Here is a 16,655-nt window from a genome sequence, read left to right on the forward strand (position 1 = left end):
CTGCCGGGTGCGTCCGGGGTGGCACAGCGGGCGGCCGGATCGTCCGCCCTCCGGGCTTCAGTGCCCGGTCGCCGGGCGGGCCGCCCCGGTGCTGACGACCCGGCGGACCACCCGCAGCAGCGGGACCGCGGCGGCCGCGGTCGACACGGCCAGGACCGCGCCGAGCCGGGGCGCCCCCGCGGTGTCCAGGATCCAGCCGGTGGCGGCCGGGCCGAGCCCGGTGCCCACCGCCAGTGCCCCGCCGGCGGACGCGGCCCAGCGGCCGGTGGGGTCGGCCGCCGCGACCACGGCCAGCAACTGCACCAGCAGCGCCAGGTAGCAGACCTGCCAGACGACGGTGGACACCGCGTACACGGGCGGCAGCGGGCACGCCGCCACCAGCATCTTCGCCACCGCTTCGAGCGCCAGGACCAGCGCCACGGTGACCGGGCGCCCCCACCGGCGCGCCAGGACGGCGCCGCCGGCCACGCCGCCGAGCGCGGCCACCCCGGCGACGGCCAGCACGGTGGCCACGGCGGTGGGCGCCATCCCGGCGTGCCGTTCGCCCAGCACGTCGGCGTAGGACCAGGCGCCCTGGTCGGTGGCCGCGATGAGCGCGACCGCGCCGAGGAACCACCAGGGCGGCGCGCCGCCCACGGTCCCGGGCCCCGGCCCGCACTCCTCGGGCAGTGAGCGCACCAGCCACCAGGCCGGCAGGCAGCAGGCGGCCACGACCGCGAACCCGGCCGCGCCGCCCCACGCCGAGGCGGCCTGCGGGATCCCGATCAGCAGCAGCGCGATCACCACGGTGCTCCCGAACACGGCCGCGGTCGAGGCGCGGTCGCTGTCCCCGGTGGCCGCGAGCGCGGCCGCGGAGGCCGCGAAGACCGCGCCGAGCCCGGCGCCGGCCACGATGTTGGCCAGCACCAGCGCGGTCGCGCCGGGTGCGAGGGCCGAGCCGAGCAGCCCCGCCATCGCGACCGCGAGCCCGCCCCTGGCCATCGCCGCCCGCCCGGGCCGGGTCGCGCGGCGGGCCAGCGAGAGGGCCGAGGCGGCCGTCGACAGCAGCTGCGCGGCGGCGACGAGGCCCGCGGCGGTCCCGGACAGGTGGAACCGGGTACTGAACCCCGCCAGCAGGACCGGCATCACGTTGCCGCCCGCGCTGCCCATGGCGGTACCCGCGATCAGGGCCGCGCAGACGCCCGCCGTCAGGGCGGTGCCGCGCGGCTCACGGGAGCCGCGCGCGAGCGCGGTCGTCTCGGGCACGGCGGGCTCCTCGGCGTCCGGAGGCGCCCCGGGCCGGGGCGCGGCGATTTTTGAACCATAGCTGTCACCACTGGTTCATAACAAGATGAGGCGACCCGCCGGCTTCCGACGGAGGGGGGAGGGGGTCAGTGCGAGACGGGGGCTTCCAGGCGGAAACCGACGCCGCGCACGGTGTACAGGTAGCGGGGCCGGGCGGGGCTCTCGCCGAGCTTGCGGCGCAGCCAGGAGAGGTGGACGTCGATGGTCTGGACACTGCCGTAGCTGTCCTGCCACACGGCTGCGAGGATCTGTTTGCGGGTGACGACGGTGCCGGGCCGGGCGGCGAGGTAGGCGAGCAGGTCGAACTCGCGGCGGGTGAGTTCGAGTGGCAGCCCGTCGAGCGCGGCTTCGCGGCGCCGGGTGTCGACGGCGAGCCCGCCGACCCGCAGGACGTCCGAGGTCGGGGGTGCGGTGGCCGCGAAGCGGCGGAGCACGGCGGCGATCCGGGCGCTCAGGTGGCTGCCGGAGAACGGCTTGACCAGGTAGTCGTCCGCGCCGTCGTTGAGCAGCCGGACGATCTCGTTCTCGTCGTCGCGGGCGGTGGAGATGATCACCGGGATGTCGGTGACGCTGCGGATCATCTTGAGCGCGTCGCCGCCGTCCAGATCGGGCAGCCCGAGGTCGAGCACCACGAGGTCGCAGCCGGAGGCGGCGACCTCGCGCAGCGCGCCGAGGGCGGTGCCCACGCTGCGCACGGGGTGGCCGGCGGAGGTGAGGTGACGGATCAGCACGGTGCGGACGAGCGGGTCGTCCTCGACCACCAGGACGGTGGGCGCGGTCGGGTGCGGCATCGCGGGGGCGGATGCCGCCGGGTGCCGCGAGGAGGATTCGGGCATGCTCGGACTCTCTCGTGGGGCGGGAGGTGCCCAGGCCTCGGCGGCGTCGAGCACGGGGACGGCGGGGTACGGCGGGACGGGGGCAGGGCTGGACGGGGGTACGACGGGGGAGGGGCCCCCGTCGGGTGATCGTCCACCGCCCACCGTCCGCCGCCCGGCGGGCCCGCCCGGTGGCTTCGCCGCCATTCCTCCGCCGGGCGCCCGGCCCGGGTGGCCGGTCGATCGGACGGTATTCGATCATCTGCCGCCCACCTCGATCGCTTGCCGGGCGGTTGAGGCGGTGGCAGTCCAAGATCACCCTCAGTGAAACATGAGGGTGCCTCGGATAGGTCAGCATACTGTTGCCTGCGTGACCAATACTGCCAAACGGGAGAGTGCCGACAGGAATCCACGCCGAATCGGCACTGGACGTACCCGACGTCCGATTTATCCGCCCCCTGGGGTGATCACCGTCCGTGACGGAAGTGTCCGCCCGTGAGTGAGCCGGCGAAGGGGAGGTGCCGCCCGGTCAGGTGACGGACCAGCGCCAGGGTGCGGGGCCGACCTCGCCGCGCAGGCAGGCCAGGCGGTGCAGCGCCTCGCGGTGGTGCCGACCGCCCAGGTCCACCCGGCGCACCTCGCGCATGGTGTCGGCGAGTGCGAGGATCTCGCGCAGGACCGGGTAGCCGTCCCAGTCCGTCAGGTCGCCGCCGTACAGCGGGCCCGGGCTGAACTGCGCGTAGGCGGCGGCGAATTCCCGGTACGCGCCCTGGTGCCCGTGCAGCAGGTCGGAGCGCCAACGGGCCGCCGCCACGTCCCACTCCCGCTGTCCGCGCACGAGGGGCCTGGTGAGCACGAGTTGGCGCGTGCCCAGGTGCCGGTAGCAGGTCGCGGGATTGCGGCCGCCCAGGATGGTGGTGGGCGGGGTCGGCCAGTCGAGCCGCTGCCAGAGGTCGGCCAGCCACGCGGCCCGGTGGCGGATCCACTCGGCGTCGCCGGCCCGCAGCGGTGCCCCGTCGAGACCGTCCAGCAGGCCGTCGAACGGGTCGTGGGCACCGGCGGAGGAGGGCCGCAGCGGCGGGAGCAGGTGTACGGCGGCGGCGGCGTAGGCACTGGGGGACAGGTCGCCGTCGTCCCGCTGCCCCCGGGGCTGCTCCCAGAAGGTGACGAACCGGGTGCCTCCGGCGACGGCCTGGTCGAAGCGCGGCAGCAGGACGTCGAGGCCGCAGGCGCCGATCCGGTGGGCGCCGGCCATCAGCGGGTGCGCCTGCCAGGCCCGGTCGGGCGGGTGGACGTAGGCGAGTGCGTCGGCCCGGGGCAGTGACCAGACCGCGAAGGCGTCCTCCTCCCCGGCGAACTCCGCCTGCTCGGACGGGAGTCCGAGGGTGGCGGCGGCCTGGACGACGGCGTCGTGGTCGGCCTCCATCCGGCGTGCGCGGGCGGTGTTGCCGAGGCGGATCAGGGTACGGGTACGCGGTCCTGGCGACATGGGGGCCTTCCTGAGGTGGCTTCGCACCCGGCGCCGCCGGGGCCGGTGGGGGGCGCGGCAGGCGGTCGGGGCATGGCGGCGGCAGCGACGTTAGGGGACGCACGGGCCGACGGGGACCGCTGTTGGGAATCGTTGAAGGGGGGTTGGGGAGTTCTTCGAAGTCTGAGCCCCGCCCCGTCACTGCTCGTAGGTCTCCACCAGTGGGGCGTGACCGTTCCAGGTGGCGAAGACCGAGGAGGTGCGGCCGTCCTTGGTGAAGTCGACCCGCAGCCAGGTGTTGGTGCGCCACACCTGGACCGTCCAACCGGGGCCGGGTGAGGCGGAGATGAGGGTCGCCGAGTCGCGGCCGAGGGCCAGCGCCACCCGGCCGCCCCGGACGGTGTAGCCGCGGTTGTCGTCGCCCCCGGCGGCCGGGGACGCGGCCGGTGTCGCGGCGGCGGCCGGCGCGCCGGGGGTGGCGCTCGCCGGGCCCGGGCCGCCGGCCGCCGTGCCGGGGGCACTCGGGGTACCCGTGACGCTCGGACCGCCGCCGGCCTGGCCGGCGCTCCTGGTCGCTGGGGCCGCAGGGGGTGCGGCGGACGCGCTCGGCGTCCTGCTCCCGGACGGCGCGGGCACCGGGATGGAGACCGGCGGCAGGGTGCCGGGGGCGGCGTTCGTCCGGGCGGGAACGAATACCGCGTCCGGCGGGCCGAAGACCGCCTCCCGCAGTACCAGATTGACGCCGGCCCAGGATATCGTGGCCGCCGCCGCGGTGGCGGCGAGCCATGCCGTCGCCATGGTCCGAATTCGCATGGCCGCTATCCTGCACCACGCCGCCGCGCCACGGGGACGGCGGTCCGTAATTCGCGTGAAGTGGCGGTCCGGGTGCCGAGGGGTATTCGCTCACGAGCGGCCGGGGCCCTCGAATTCAGAGGTGGGGAAATATGTCGTGGACAGCGCGGGAAACAGCCGGGGCGCGGCTCCGGTGAGGGGCGCGATGGCCCGGTTCGCGGTCGCGGTGGCCGCGATGGTCGCACTGGCGTTCCTGATCCCGCTGGCCCTCACCGTTCGCGAGTTCGCCCGGGAGCGGGCGTTCACGCAGGCGGAGCAGCAGGCCGCCGCGATCGAACCGGTGCTCGTGGTGACGACCGAGCAGGAGCAGTTGCGGCGCGCCCTGGCGGGCATCCCGGCGGGCCAGGCGGGCCGCATCGCCGTCCACCTGCCGTCCCGGGTGGTGGTCGGCGCGGCCCACGCGGACGCCGAGCGGGTCGGCGCCGCCGCCGCCCAGGGGCGGGCGTACACCGCGCCGGTCCCGGGCGGGTACGCGGTGCTGCGGCCGGTGGTCCTGGAGCCGGGCGTGGTCGCCGTGGTGGAGGTGTACCTGGTGGACGCCGACCTGACCCGGGGCCTGCGGAGCACCTGGCTGGTGCTCGGCGGGGTCGCCGCCAGCCTGGTGCTGATCTCCAGTCTGGTCGCCGACCGGCTGGCGGCCCGGCTGGTGGGCGCCACCCGGGACCTGGCGGCGGTCGCCCGGACGCTGGGCTCGGGCGACCTGGAGGCGATCGCCGACACCCGGGGGCCGTACGAACTGCGCGAAGCGGGGCTGGCGTTCAACGCGATGGCCCGGCGGATGCGACAGATGATCACCGCTGAGCGGGAGTTCGCCGCCGACCTGTCGCACCGCCTGCGCACCCCGCTCACGGCGCTGCGCTTCACCGCGGCCGCGCTCGACGACGGGCCGCTGGCCGATCAGGCCCGGGAGGTGGCGGACTGGCTGGAGCGCGAGGTGGACGCCGTGATCACCAGTGCGCGGGCCGGCAGCGGGGCGCGCGAACCGGCGCAGTGCGACGCCGTCGAGGTCCTCGGCGAGCGGATGGCGTTCTGGTCCGCGCTGGCCGACGACCAGGGGCGCCGTTGGGACTGGACCTCGGACCCGGGGCCGGCCCCGGTACCGGTCGCCCGGGCGGACCTGGCCGCCGCGCTGGACGCCGCGCTCGGCAACGTCTTCCGGCACACCAGGGCGGGAACCGGCTTCGCGGTGGCGCTGCGGACCGGCGCGCATGTGGTGGTCACCGTCGGCGACGCGGGACCGGGCATCGCCGACCCCGTGGCCGCCCTGCGCCGCGGCCACGGCACCGCGCGGGACGGCTCCACCGGGCTGGGCCTGGACATCGTCCGGCGGCTGGCGTCCGACGCGGGCGGGGCGTTGCGGCTGGGCCGGTCCGTGCTGGGCGGCACGGAGCTCGAACTGACCCTGCCGGCCGGCCCGGCGCCGGACCTGTTCGTCCCCCCGGCCGGTGTCCGGCGGCCACGGGCCGGCCGGCGGCGCGCACGCCGGTCCGGCCGGGGTCGCACCGGGCCGGCGCCGGCTTCCGGCGGGCCCCGGCACGGCGAGTTGTAGCTTCTTTAAGAACGCCGGAAAGTGCCTTAAAGCATTCGTCACCGGAACGTTACCGGGCCGGTTTTCGGCGGCTCTCGCGCTGTTAGAGTCCGTTGTCGTGAAGACCGGAACCATAGACCTCGCCCGTATTTCCGTGACGCTTTCCACGGCACTCGCCGCAACGGCCTGCTCGGGAATTCTATTCGCCAGTCCGGCGCAGGCCGCCGACGCGCCGGGAAACGGCCGCTCGGCGTCCTGCCCAGGGCCCGGCCAATTCCCGCCGATCGGACACGACCCGAAATTCACCGACGCCAATCCGGCACTCTTCGCCGGCGGCGGCTACACCGTCGACGGCGGTGCCGCCGAGGCCGAGGGCCTGCTGGTGGTCGCCGGGGACGCCACCTTCGCCAAGAGCCCGGGCGGGGGAGTGTTCAACGTCGGCCGGGTCGGTGCCGGCTCCGGCATCCTGCCCGCGTCCGGCCAGGTGATGCTGGCCGTCGGCGGGAACCTGCGGATCGCCAAGGGCACCACGCTCGACATCGGCTCCGGCCTGACCAGCGGGCCCGGCTACGGCGGCGGCGTCCGGGCCGGCGGCGCCATCGACGAGCAGGGCGCGCTGCAGACCAACGGCGGCGAGCGCCGCTCCGGCGAGGGCGCGGCGGCCGCCCTCGGCCTGTACGCGGGCTTCGGCGCGACCGTGCAGGCCCAGTCGGCCGCGCTCGGCGCGATCAGGCCCACCGGCACCGCGCAGCGCTCGGGCGCGACCGTGACCTTCCGCAGCACCGGCCCGTCCACCGGCGGCCTGCAGGTGTTCGAGCTCGCCTCCGCCGACCTCGACGGGGCCTCCACCTTCGTGTTCGAGTCGATCCCGGCGGACGCCTCGGTGCTGGTCAACGTCACCGGCACGCACCCGGTGTCGATCGCGCCGATGGCGGTCGGCTACAACGGCGACCGGGTCGACCTGTACAGCTCCGCGCACTTCGGCGAAGCCTCCGCCAAGGTGCTCTACAACCTGCGCGAGACACCGAAGTTGACCCTCGGCGGCGGCGGCAACTTCATCGGCTCGCTGCTGGCCCCGAAGGCGTCCGCCGAGCTGACCGCCAGCACCAACGGCCGGGTGTACGTCGGCGGCGACGTCCACACCCACGGCTCGGGCAACGAGAGCCACAACTACCCGTGGACGGGCACCCCCGTCTTCTCCTGCACCCCCACCCCCGCACCGCAGCCCAGCCCCCCGGCGACCCCGGGCCCCACTCCCTCCACCCCGGCCACCCCGACGCCGTCCACCTCGGTCCCGGCCGCCACGGGCGACACGCCCTCCGCCGGACCGAGCGCCCCCGGCACGCCCGGCACCCCTGCCGGGCAGCCGAGCACCCCTGCCGGGCGCAAGCCCGCCCCGACGGCCACCGCCCCGCAGCCGGCCTCGCCGGGAGCCCCCGCCCCCGGCCCGTCCGCCTCGCCCGACAAGCCGTCGGCGCCGGGCAGTTCGCTCGCACTCACCGGCTCCACCGGCACCTTCGCCGTGGCCGGAGCCGGCGTGGTCGCGGTGGCCGGCGGCGGCGGCCTCCTGCTGGCCGCCCGCCGCCGTCGTCGCCGGAGCTGAACGCCTCCCGCCGTCGCCGGAGCTGAACGCCCCTCAGCCGCGGGCGCGGTGCCCCCTCACCGCGCCCGCACCCTACCGCTGTCCGCCCGCACCCCTTCGTCCAGACCCGCCCGACCGACCGTCCAGACCCGCCCGACCCGCCCAACTCCGCCCGTCCCGGAGGAACCGGACCATGTCGTACCCGCGCTGCAACCACTGCGGCTCCCCGCGGACCCGCGACACCTGCCGCTGCACCCCCGCGCCGACCGAGCCGGTCCCGCTGGTGCGCCCGTACGTCAGCACCGCCCGGACCGTCCAGGTGGTCGAGCAACCCGAGCCACCGGGGCGGTCCGCCCTCCCGGCCGCGGCGCCGGACCGCCGGACCGCGAGCCTGGGCGGGTACGCGATCGCCCCCGCGCGGGCGCTCCCGGTCGCCGCCGGCCGGCGCGGCGGCGCGCACCGGCTCCGGACTTGGACGGTGCGCCGCGCCCGGATCCTGCTGTCCTCCTCGTGCGTCCTCGCGGTGTGCGGGGGTCTCGGTGCGGCGCTGACGGCCCCGCCGCACGCCGAGCGCGCCGACCCGCCGCACCAGACCCTGGTCCTGCTCGAACCGACCGGCGCCGCCCCCACGACGGCCACCACCCCCACCGCCTCCCCGGGCGTCACCGGCCTCCCCACCGCCGCGCCGCACAGCACCCCGCCCCGGACAGCCCCGGCCCGTACCCCGCCCGCCGCCGCACGCCCGACCTCCCCGGGGACCACCCCCGCCGCCCCGCCGCCGCCCGCCGCCGCGACCACCCCCGCCGCGCCGCCCAGCGCCCCCGCGACCGCCCCGGCCGCTCCCGCCACCCCGACGACCCCCCGGCCGCCGACGCCCACGGCCACCCCCGACCCGGTGCTCCGGCTCGGCGACACCGGACCGCAGGTGCGCCGCCTGCAGACGCTGCTGCTGGACCTGGCCTGCGCGCCCTCCCGCTACCGCAACGCCACCGGCACCTTCGACGACTGGACCAGAGCCGTCCTGACCTCCTTCCAGCGCGGCGCCGGCGTCCACGGCGAGGACGGCACCTACGGCCCGGCCACCCGGGCGGCGCTGGAAGCCGCCGTGCCCCGCTGCTGACGCGGCTCCGGTCCGGCCTCCGCCACCACCCCACGAACCAGCGACCACCCGACGGGACGGACACCGTGAACGCCCCCCCAGCCCGGCGACGCCCTCGCCACCGTCCTCGACGCCCTGCCCGACCCCGCCCTGCTGATCGACAGCAACGGCACCGTGCTGGCCGCCAACACCACCGCCCACCAGGCCTTCCAGGCCCCCGGCACGGTACTGGTCGGCCTGGGCGTCCTCGACCTGCTGCCCGGGCTCGACCCGCGCCGCATCCCCGGGTCGATGCGTCCCGCGGGCGGCCTCGGTCCGACCGAGACCGTCCGGACGACCGCGCGCCGCACCGACGCCACCACCTTCCCCGCCGAGGTCCGTACCAGCGAGATCGACAGCGCCTCGGCCGCCCTCCTCCTGTCGCCCGGCGAACACGTCCGCCCCACCGGCCTGCTCCTGCTGGTCGCCCGGGACCTGACCGACAGCCGGCGCACCCACGCCGAACTGCTCCGGCTGCGCGTCGAGACGGAGACGCTGCTGCGCACCTGCTCCGAGGGCATCGTCGGGGTCGACGCCGACGGGAACTGCGTCCTGGCGAACCCGGCCGCGCTGCACCTGCTGCACTATCGGGCCGGCGAACTCGCCGGCCGCCCCGTGCAGTCGCTGCTCCACCCCGGGACGCCCGCCGCACCGCCCGCCGTCCTGGCCGCCCTCACCACCGGCCGGCGCCGCACCGGTCGCGCGACGCTGCGTCGCAAGGACGGCGCACCCGTCGCCGTCGACCTGCGTGCCCTGCCCCTGCACCTCGACGGTCAGGTGGTCGGCGCGGTGATGGCCTTCACCGACCGGCGCCGCGAACTGTCCGCCGCCGCCGAACACGCCTACCTGACCGCCGTGCTGCGCAACAGCGTCGCGCCGTCCACCGCCTCCCTCGCCGCCCGGCTCGCCCGGCTCGCGCACGACCCGGCGACCCGGCTGTGGCCCGAGGCCGCCGGCGAACTGCGCCACCTCGCCGAGGAGTTCGCCCGCGCCCAGGCCCTGGTCGAGCAGGCTCTCGGCGACCGCCCGGCGGCGGTTCCCGTCGGGACCGTCGATCCGCTGCGGGTCGATCCACGGTGGGGCGAAGCACTGCCGGCTGATGCGCCGCGCTTCGATCCACCGCGGGCCGAAGCACCGCGGCTCGACCCGGTGCGCGCGAAGCCGGTGGCGCTGCACCAGGTGCTGCGGCGGGCCGTCGACCGGGCCGACGTCCTCGCCGGGTTCGACCGGGTGCGCTTCACCGTGCACGCCGCGGCCGTCGAGGTCAGCGCCGACCCGCACCTGCTGGCCGAGGCACTGGCCCACCTCGCGGCCGACGCGGGCGCCACGGGCCGCCGACCCGCCGTCGCCGGACCCGTCGGCGGCGGGCCGGCCGGTCCGGACCTGCCGACGGTGCTGCTGGTGGGCGAACAGGACGCCGACGGCATCAGGATCGAGATCACCGGCCCCGGCGGCGACGGCCGCACCGGGTACCTGCGGCTGGCCCGCGAAATGGTCGAGGTGCACGGCGGCGTGCTGCAACCGCGCCGCCCGGCCGGCCATGACGGCATCACCTACGTCGTCGACCTGCCGCTTCCCGCCGTCGCCCACGCCGAGCCGCCCCCGCGCCGCCGGCACGCCCGGCCTGTCGCCGGACCGGGGCTGCCCGGCGGGACACCTGCCGCCATCGCGCCGGCCCGGCCGACGCCGCCCGCCCTCGCACCGCCACCCGGCCGGACCGGCGGGCGCCACCGCGCGGGCTCCACGCTGTCCGCGCCGGCCGTCGGTCGGTCGGCCTGACGGTCCGTCATGTCCACCGGATTCCAGTCGTGAAGACGGCCCAAGCGTCGGTGTGTTCGTCACTTCCGGGCCGTTCCTTCCGGTCGCCGAGGACGGCCCACGTCCGGACGGGCTGCGGCGCCGAACGGGATTGCGTATCGCTCCACAACCTGATTTCGAGGGCACCCCGGCCGTCCCCACCGGCGCACAACCGGCCCGCCGCCGTGCCCTGATCCTCCCCGTGCCGCACGGGGTGGACGGCGTGGACCGGTGCCTGGCACGCCGTCGGTGGTGGCGCTGTGGCGCTGTGGCGGTGGCCTGCGGACCTGGCCGGCGGAGGTGGCCGCCTCGCGCGGTCGCTGCCGCGCGAGGCGCCCGGTTGATGCGGGTGGGTCGAGCCTCAGCGGAACGCGGCGATGTTGCGGGTGACCCACGCGGTGAAGGGGTGCGGGGCACGGCCGAGGACTCGTTCGACGTCCGGGCTGATCCGCAGTTCGGCCGGGGTCGGGGCGGAGATGATGTCCAGGGTGTCGTCGGCGAGTTCCACCGGCACGAACCGGGTCATCGTGGCCCTGGCCTCCTCGCGGGTGAGTTCGTGGAACCGCAGGGGGGAGCCGAGCACGGCGGCGATCGCCGCCGCCTGCCGACGGGGCGTGATCACCTCCGGTCCGGTCAGCTCGTACACCCGGCCGGTGTGCCGGTCGTCCAGCAGGCAGGCCGCCGCGACCCCGGCGATGTCCGCCGGGTCGACGACCGGCACCCCCACGTCGCCGAAGGGTGCGGCGACCGTCCCCTCGGTGCGCACGGACTCCGCCCAGGCCGAGGCATTGGAGGCGAAGCCGCCCGGACGCAGGACGGCCCAGTCCAGGCCGGACTCCCGCAGGGCGTCCTCCACCGCGCGCATCGCCACCCGTGACGGATCGAGCGGCCTGGTCGCCACGCCCTGCGAGGAGAGCAGGACGACCCGGCGGACCCCGGCGGCCGCGGCCTGGCCGATGATGTCGGCCGGCGTGGCCCCGGCGGCGTGCAGGTCGCCGGACAGCAGGAGGAACAGCGCCTTCGCCCCGTCCAGCACGGGCGCGAGGCTTGTCGGCTCGGCCAGGTCGGCCACCACGTGCCGGACTCCGGCCGGTACCGCCGCCGCGCGCCGCGACACCGCCGTCACCTGCTCGCCCGCCTCGGCCAGCGCCTGCGTCAGCGGTCGGCCCACGTTCCCGGTAGCCCCGGTCACCACGATCATGTTCAGCTCCTGGTTCGTTGTGTACTGCGGCAACTGACGCTAGGAAAGGGGCTTACTTCTCGTAAGAACGTACCCGGAGGTAAGCTCCGGACATGAGGGAAGGCGCGCAGCTGAGGCAGGCCGGGGAAGGCCGTCGGTATGAGGTGTTTCACACCGACTGCCCCGCCCGTGACGTGGTCGACCACGTGACCAGCAGGTGGGGCGTCTGGGTGCTGATCGCCCTGCGGAGCAACGACCTCCGGTTCTACGAGCTGCGCGACAGCATCCAGGGCATCAGCGAGAAGATGCTCGCCCAGACGCTGCGCGCCCTGGTCCAGGACAGCCTGGTCTGGCGGGAGGTGGAGCCGACGACACCGCCTCAGGTCACCTACGGGCTGACCGAGTTCGGCCGCGAGGTCAGCGAGCCGCTGACGGACCTGTTCGACCGGATCACCGAACGGCTGCCGCCCCGCGGCGCGCAATAACGCCCGGTCCCGTCACCCGCCCGCCTCCGCCGCCGTGTTGCGGTGACCGTTGCCTCGGCCGGGGGACCGTTCCGTCACGCCTGACGGTTCACGGGACCACCGTCCGGGCCGGTGTCGGTCCCGGCTGGGATGCTGGCGGCATGGACGACGAGGCACTGATGCGCGGCCGCGTGTACGGGGCTGACCACGACGACCCGGACCCCGGGCCGCGCCCCGGGCACGAGTACCGGGAACTGGTCGGCGGCCCGCTCGACGGGCTGCTCCTGGACGTCACCGGCTGGGACGCCGAGCGGCTCGACCACGGCGCGGCACTGGCCACCGAACTCGGCGCGTTCGGTGCCGGCGGCCGCGCCCACTACCGCCGGCGCCCCGCGGACCGGCGCCGCTGGGACTGGCAGGGCGACAGCCCCTGACGGCGCCGGTCCGGTGCGTCCGCCGGGCTGTCCGCCGCCGTTTGAACTCCGGCGAGAAGCATTTTTATACCCTGTTACGGTTGCCTCGGAATTGGCCGAGGGACGGGGTGGTGTGATGTTTTCGGTGGATGAGGTTCCGGAATTCAAGGTCGCCTACATGAGGCGTGTGGGGCCGTACGGGGCCGGGAACCAGGAGCAGATGGAACGCCTCAAGGGGTGGGCCGCCGCGAGCGGTCTGCTCCGGGACGGCTCGGTCGTCCTCGGGATCGCGCAGGACGACCCGGGGGTGGTCGCGCCGGAGGACTGCAGGTACGACGTCTGCCTCGTCGTGCCGCGGGACACCGGGATCGGCGGGGCCGGAATCGAGGAGGCGTGGCTGCCGGGCGGGCGGTACGCGGTCCGCACCGTGGCCCATACGGCCGAGGCCCTGGCGCGCGCGCCTGGGCCGGTCTGCTCCCGGCGCTGGCGGACGCGGGATTCCGTTTCGATTCGGCACGGCCGATTATCGAGCGATTTGCTCCCCGCATGCTTGAGAACCACTTGTGCGAGATCTGTGTCCCGGTAATCTGAGTTTTGGGGCCGGACAGTGGCGGAAGGTCGCGGTCAGCGCTCGCCAGGCGGTGGCGTCGGCGAAGCAGCGCCCCCGACGCCGCCCCGCCCGCGTCCGGCGGTCCACTACTGCTGCCGGGGGGCGTCCATGTGCAGGCGGATGGTGGTTCCCCCGGCGCGGCTGGAGCGGATCTCGACGAGGTCGCAGAGCTGGTGGGCGAGCCACAGGCCGCGGCCGCCGATCTGTTCCGCGGTGGGGCGGCTGCGGCCGGCCATCACGTCGGAGATGTAGCCGGAGTCACGGAACTCGCAGAGGAACGTCGCGTCCTGGGCCCAGGTGCGCAGGGTGCCGTGGCCGCCCCCGTGGCGGATGCTGTTCGTCGCGATCTCCGTGACCGCGACGGCCAGTTTTGGCAACCGGTCCCGCAGGACGCCCGCGTCGGTCGCGCACTGCGTCACCTTCGCGCGGATCGCGGCCATGTCACCCTCTGTGTAGCTCAGTTCCTGGAAGGGGTCGCACGGGCCGGCCAGCTCCTCGAAGGGGTACTCCTCGGCGCTCAGATACTCCTCGTTGGCCGCATTCCGGTCGCCCCGGCGGATCAGCGGATGGCAGAGCGAGAGCGATCGCAGGGCATCCTCGTCGTCGTCGGCGGCGTCGTAGGGGCACAGCATCGACCAGGTGGCGCTGCGCGCGAAGGCCCGGTTCAGCAGCCACTCGTGGTACCGCAGCTCCGAGAGGTGCGCCGTGCTGCGCGCATGGCGCCAGGCGGTCTCACCGATGGCCCGCACCGGCCTGCCGCCTTCACCCCGCTCGGTCATCCAGGCCGACCAGGCAGCGATGTGCCGACCGGGATTGGGCCCGGCCGTCGTCGTGTCGACGAAGGTGACGGCGGGCTCGTCGACGAGTTCGCCGCGCAGCAGCGAGGTCTTGTCCGAGGGGACCGCGACGACCACCGCCTCGTCGGCCTCCAAGGCCTCGTGGATGAATCCCAGGGTCCCGGACAGGAACTGCGCGTCCCCGCGATAGGGGTACAGCTCGTGGCGGAACGGGCTCTCGCCCCGGTCGGACGTCGGGGGCACGGTCGCGGTCATGTCGCCATCACCACCGGCAGGTCGGCGGCCGCGTAACCCGCCAGCTCCCAGCAGAGGAGCACGGTCTCGTTGGCGCCTTCCACGACGATCCGGCGGCCCGGCAGGTGACGGGCCGCTTCGACCAGAGCCTGCATGCCGGCAGCGTCGATGAGTTCAAGATCGTCGAACCCCAGCTTCACCATCGACGAATTCCTGACCGCGGCGCGGACCGCGGCATTGAACGCGGCCGCGCCCTCAGAGTCGACCACGCCGTCCACGCTCCACCTGTTGGCGCCCGTGCTGAACATCCGAAAGGACGGACGCGGAGCACGTGTGCCCACCTCGTGAGGATGCATGCACGCCACACCGTCCAGGGTAGTCCGGTCCCACCGCGACGGCCGGAACGCGCACACCACCATGGCGCCGCTCTCCGAAGCGAACTCGTCGAGTTTGAGCTCCCCGGCCAGTAGTTCCTCCGCCCCGGAGGCTGCCGTCGGGGGCATCCGCTCGGTGAGGACCCGTACGGACCGGAAGCCCTCGCGGGTCGCGGTGTGGACTTCCCTGCGCACCGCAGCCAGCATCATGTCCATGTCCAGTGCGTCCGGCAGATCGAGGACCACCGAGGTGGAAGGACTGCCGTCACGCTCGATCCCGGCGGTGCCGTGGGAACCGATGACCACGACCTTGTCCCCGTACAGGGCGCCGTCCGCCAGATAGGCCCGCGCGTCGGCGAACGTGGCAGCGGGGCCCATCCGCCAGCAGACGTGGTCACCGAGACCGACCTCGTCCAGTGTCGCCAAAGCCCGCGCCGCTCTCACCCCGCCCCCTTCCCAGGTCACCCCTGCCAGCAGTGATAGGAGAATAACGGTTTCCGGCAGATGCCCCGCTGTTTCGGGCGGCCGGAGTGCGGTCTACGCCTGCCCACCAGGGGCGACACCAACCCTCCTGCGTCGGAGCCCGTCCTGCGAGGACGACCCGCCCCGTCCGCCATGGAGGGCATGGGTGACTCGCCACGGTCGCTCATTACGCGGAGTAGCCGCCGCTGGGGGGCCGGATCGGTCCGCGGTGGAATTTCGACCAGTGCTGCGACCAGGCCGGGTCACCAGGTCACCACCGAATCCGGCGCCTCTGCGGGTGATCCGCAGCGGCCGCCGCGCCTCGGCGTCATCGAGCCCGCGCACGCGCACACGGTCAGCAACCTCAGCACCGCGACGCGCCGCCCGGCACGGAACCCGGCGGCGCGTCACCTCACTCGGAGCTGATGTCACCTGATCCGGCGTCACACACCCGTGGTGCCGTCGATGCACTCCCGGAGCAGGTCGGCGTGGCCGTTGTGGCGGGCGTACTCCTCGGTCATGTGCACGTAGATCCAGCGGAGGCTGACGTCCTGCTCCATGAAGCGGCCGGTGTCGGTCAGGGGGCGGTCGGCGCAGAGTTCGCGCGCGCGGGTGACCTCCGCCTGCCAAGTGGCGAGGGCGTCATTCAGTGTCGCGCCCTCGGCCAGTTCAAAGCCGCCGTCGGGGGCCGACGGGTCGGCCTGCGGGTCGTAGATGGGCGAGGCCTCTTCGCCGGCGAACACTCGGCGGAACCAGTTCCGCTCCACCTCCGCCATGTGCTGGACGAGGCCGGTCAACGTGAAGCCGGACGGTGGCACGGACGCGACGGCGGCCTGCTCATCGTCCAGACCCTCGCACTTCATGGCGAGGGTGGCACGGTGAAAGTCGAGCCAGCCTTCGAGCGTGGTGCGCTCGTCGGCGTTCAGGGGCGGGAAAGGGCGTTCGATGGTCATCGGTCGATTATCGCCAGCTTCTGAGGCCACCGACCGGCAGGCCCTCTGAAAGGGCCGAACGTAGCCCGATGCGGCACCCGGTAGTGGCGAGTCCGCAGCCCGACCTCGTCCATGCCCGCCCCGTTCCCACGCACCTCCACGGCACCTGTTGTCGCGATCGCCCGACACCGGGTCCGGCCGTCACGTCCTGCCCCGGCCTTCCCGGTCGGCCGGCGGGGCCGTCACGGCCGGGCGTGGCCTCGAGGCGGTTGAGCCGCAGGAGCGCGGCGTGCAGGTGGGCCGTGAGCTCCGTGCCGCGCAGCAGGAAGCCCGGTGAGTGGGGCGCTGCGGACAGGACCAGGGCGCTGCTCAGCGCGTCCAACGCGCCCTGCCGCGTGTGAGGTTGGTGGAGCAGGGCGGCGTCCCCGGTGGCCAGGTGCAGCCAGGCGGGCCAACCGAGTGCGCGCACCTCGTGGGTGGGAACGCCGTGGATGCACGCCATGGCGAGCTGGGCCGACAGCTCGGGCGCGATCCGGCCCGATTCCCAGCGCGCCACCTTCTCCCGGCGGGCGGCCGTCGGCCCGAGCCCCAGCGCGGCGTGCGTCTGCGCGACGAGGCGGGCGTATTGCGGCTGGGAGAGTCCAATCGCCGTTCGCAACAGTGAGAGGGGGTGTGCCATAGCTGATGCCTCGAATGATCACGACGATGCCGGGTGGGACTGTCGG

At 74.9% G+C, this 16,655-nt stretch carries 14 protein-coding genes and 1 pseudogene; 7 read left to right on the forward strand and 8 right to left on the reverse strand.

Features of this window, described 5'->3' with window-relative positions; all coding sequences use genetic code 11:
* Positions 1-57 precede the first annotated feature (57 nt).
* The 4 genes from ACZ4UX_RS23425 to ACZ4UX_RS23440 form a co-directional block, all read right to left on the reverse strand.
* A complete protein-coding gene (locus tag ACZ4UX_RS23425) occupies positions 58-1,245 on the reverse strand; it encodes an MFS transporter (protein WP_465708081.1) in 1,188 nt (395 codons plus the stop codon).
* A gap of 125 nt (positions 1,246-1,370) precedes the next feature.
* Positions 1,371-2,075, reverse strand: coding sequence for a response regulator transcription factor (locus ACZ4UX_RS23430; RefSeq protein WP_465708165.1), 705 nt, complete (start codon positions 2,073-2,075; stop codon positions 1,371-1,373).
* A gap of 553 nt (positions 2,076-2,628) precedes the next feature.
* Positions 2,629-3,588: a hypothetical protein gene (locus ACZ4UX_RS23435; RefSeq protein ID WP_465708082.1), complete on the reverse strand. Its 960-nt coding sequence runs from the start codon at positions 3,586-3,588 to the stop codon at positions 2,629-2,631.
* Positions 3,589-3,765: 177 nt separating this feature from the next.
* Positions 3,766-4,380 carry a hypothetical protein gene (locus tag ACZ4UX_RS23440; RefSeq protein ID WP_465708083.1) on the reverse strand — a complete coding sequence of 205 codons (615 nt, stop codon included), beginning with the start codon at positions 4,378-4,380 and terminating at the stop codon, positions 3,766-3,768.
* 172 nt (positions 4,381-4,552) lie between these two features.
* Here ACZ4UX_RS23440 and ACZ4UX_RS23445 point away from each other — a divergent pair, with 172 nt between their 5' ends.
* From ACZ4UX_RS23445 to ACZ4UX_RS23460, 4 genes and pseudogenes are all read left to right on the forward strand, one after another.
* Complete coding sequence (locus ACZ4UX_RS23445) at positions 4,553-5,968, forward strand: HAMP domain-containing sensor histidine kinase (RefSeq protein WP_465708166.1); 1,416 nt, start codon at positions 4,553-4,555, stop codon at positions 5,966-5,968.
* A 133-nt stretch (positions 5,969-6,101) separates the two neighbouring features.
* A complete protein-coding gene (locus ACZ4UX_RS23450; protein WP_465708084.1) occupies positions 6,102-7,550 on the forward strand; it encodes a choice-of-anchor A family protein in 1,449 nt (482 codons plus the stop codon).
* Between the two features lie 172 nt (positions 7,551-7,722).
* Complete coding sequence (locus tag ACZ4UX_RS23455) at positions 7,723-8,649, forward strand: peptidoglycan-binding domain-containing protein (RefSeq protein ID WP_465708085.1); 927 nt, start codon at positions 7,723-7,725, stop codon at positions 8,647-8,649.
* Positions 8,650-8,754: 105 nt separating this feature from the next.
* Positions 8,755-10,446: pseudogene (locus tag ACZ4UX_RS23460) on the forward strand (PAS domain-containing protein); the annotation flags it as partial.
* Between the two features lie 379 nt (positions 10,447-10,825).
* On the opposite strand, the gene ACZ4UX_RS23465 reads toward ACZ4UX_RS23460, so the two are convergent.
* Entirely contained in the window at positions 10,826-11,665 is an 840-nt protein-coding gene (locus ACZ4UX_RS23465; protein ID WP_465708086.1) for an SDR family oxidoreductase, read from the reverse strand.
* A 92-nt stretch (positions 11,666-11,757) separates the two neighbouring features.
* Between ACZ4UX_RS23465 and ACZ4UX_RS23470 the strand changes: the two genes are divergently transcribed.
* The 3 genes from ACZ4UX_RS23470 to ACZ4UX_RS23480 all read left to right on the forward strand — a co-directional run bounded on the left by ACZ4UX_RS23470 (position 11,758) and on the right by ACZ4UX_RS23480 (position 13,107).
* Positions 11,758-12,129 carry a winged helix-turn-helix transcriptional regulator gene (locus ACZ4UX_RS23470; RefSeq protein ID WP_465708087.1) on the forward strand — a complete coding sequence of 124 codons (372 nt, stop codon included), beginning with the start codon at positions 11,758-11,760 and terminating at the stop codon, positions 12,127-12,129.
* A 140-nt stretch (positions 12,130-12,269) separates the two neighbouring features.
* Positions 12,270-12,542, forward strand: coding sequence for a hypothetical protein (locus ACZ4UX_RS23475; protein WP_465708088.1), 273 nt, complete (start codon positions 12,270-12,272; stop codon positions 12,540-12,542).
* Positions 12,543-12,657: 115 nt separating this feature from the next.
* On the forward strand, positions 12,658-13,107 hold the full coding sequence (locus tag ACZ4UX_RS23480) for an AraC family transcriptional regulator (protein WP_465708089.1): 450 nt from the start codon (positions 12,658-12,660) through the stop codon (positions 13,105-13,107).
* A gap of 110 nt (positions 13,108-13,217) precedes the next feature.
* Here ACZ4UX_RS23480 and ACZ4UX_RS23485 read toward each other — a convergent pair whose 3' ends face one another.
* From ACZ4UX_RS23485 to ACZ4UX_RS23495, 3 genes are all read right to left on the reverse strand, one after another.
* Positions 13,218-14,183: an anti-sigma factor RsbA family regulatory protein gene (locus tag ACZ4UX_RS23485; protein ID WP_465708090.1), complete on the reverse strand. Its 966-nt coding sequence runs from the start codon at positions 14,181-14,183 to the stop codon at positions 13,218-13,220.
* A complete protein-coding gene (locus ACZ4UX_RS23490; RefSeq protein ID WP_465708091.1) occupies positions 14,180-14,962 on the reverse strand; it encodes an MEDS domain-containing protein in 783 nt (260 codons plus the stop codon). Before ACZ4UX_RS23490 ends, ACZ4UX_RS23485 begins: the two co-directional genes overlap by 4 nt.
* A gap of 479 nt (positions 14,963-15,441) precedes the next feature.
* Positions 15,442-15,951: a DinB family protein gene (locus tag ACZ4UX_RS23495; protein ID WP_465708092.1), complete on the reverse strand. Its 510-nt coding sequence runs from the start codon at positions 15,949-15,951 to the stop codon at positions 15,442-15,444.
* Between the last annotated feature and the right edge of the window lie 704 nt (positions 15,952-16,655).

It is taken from the genome of Kitasatospora sp. NPDC028961, from assembly GCF_055564815.1.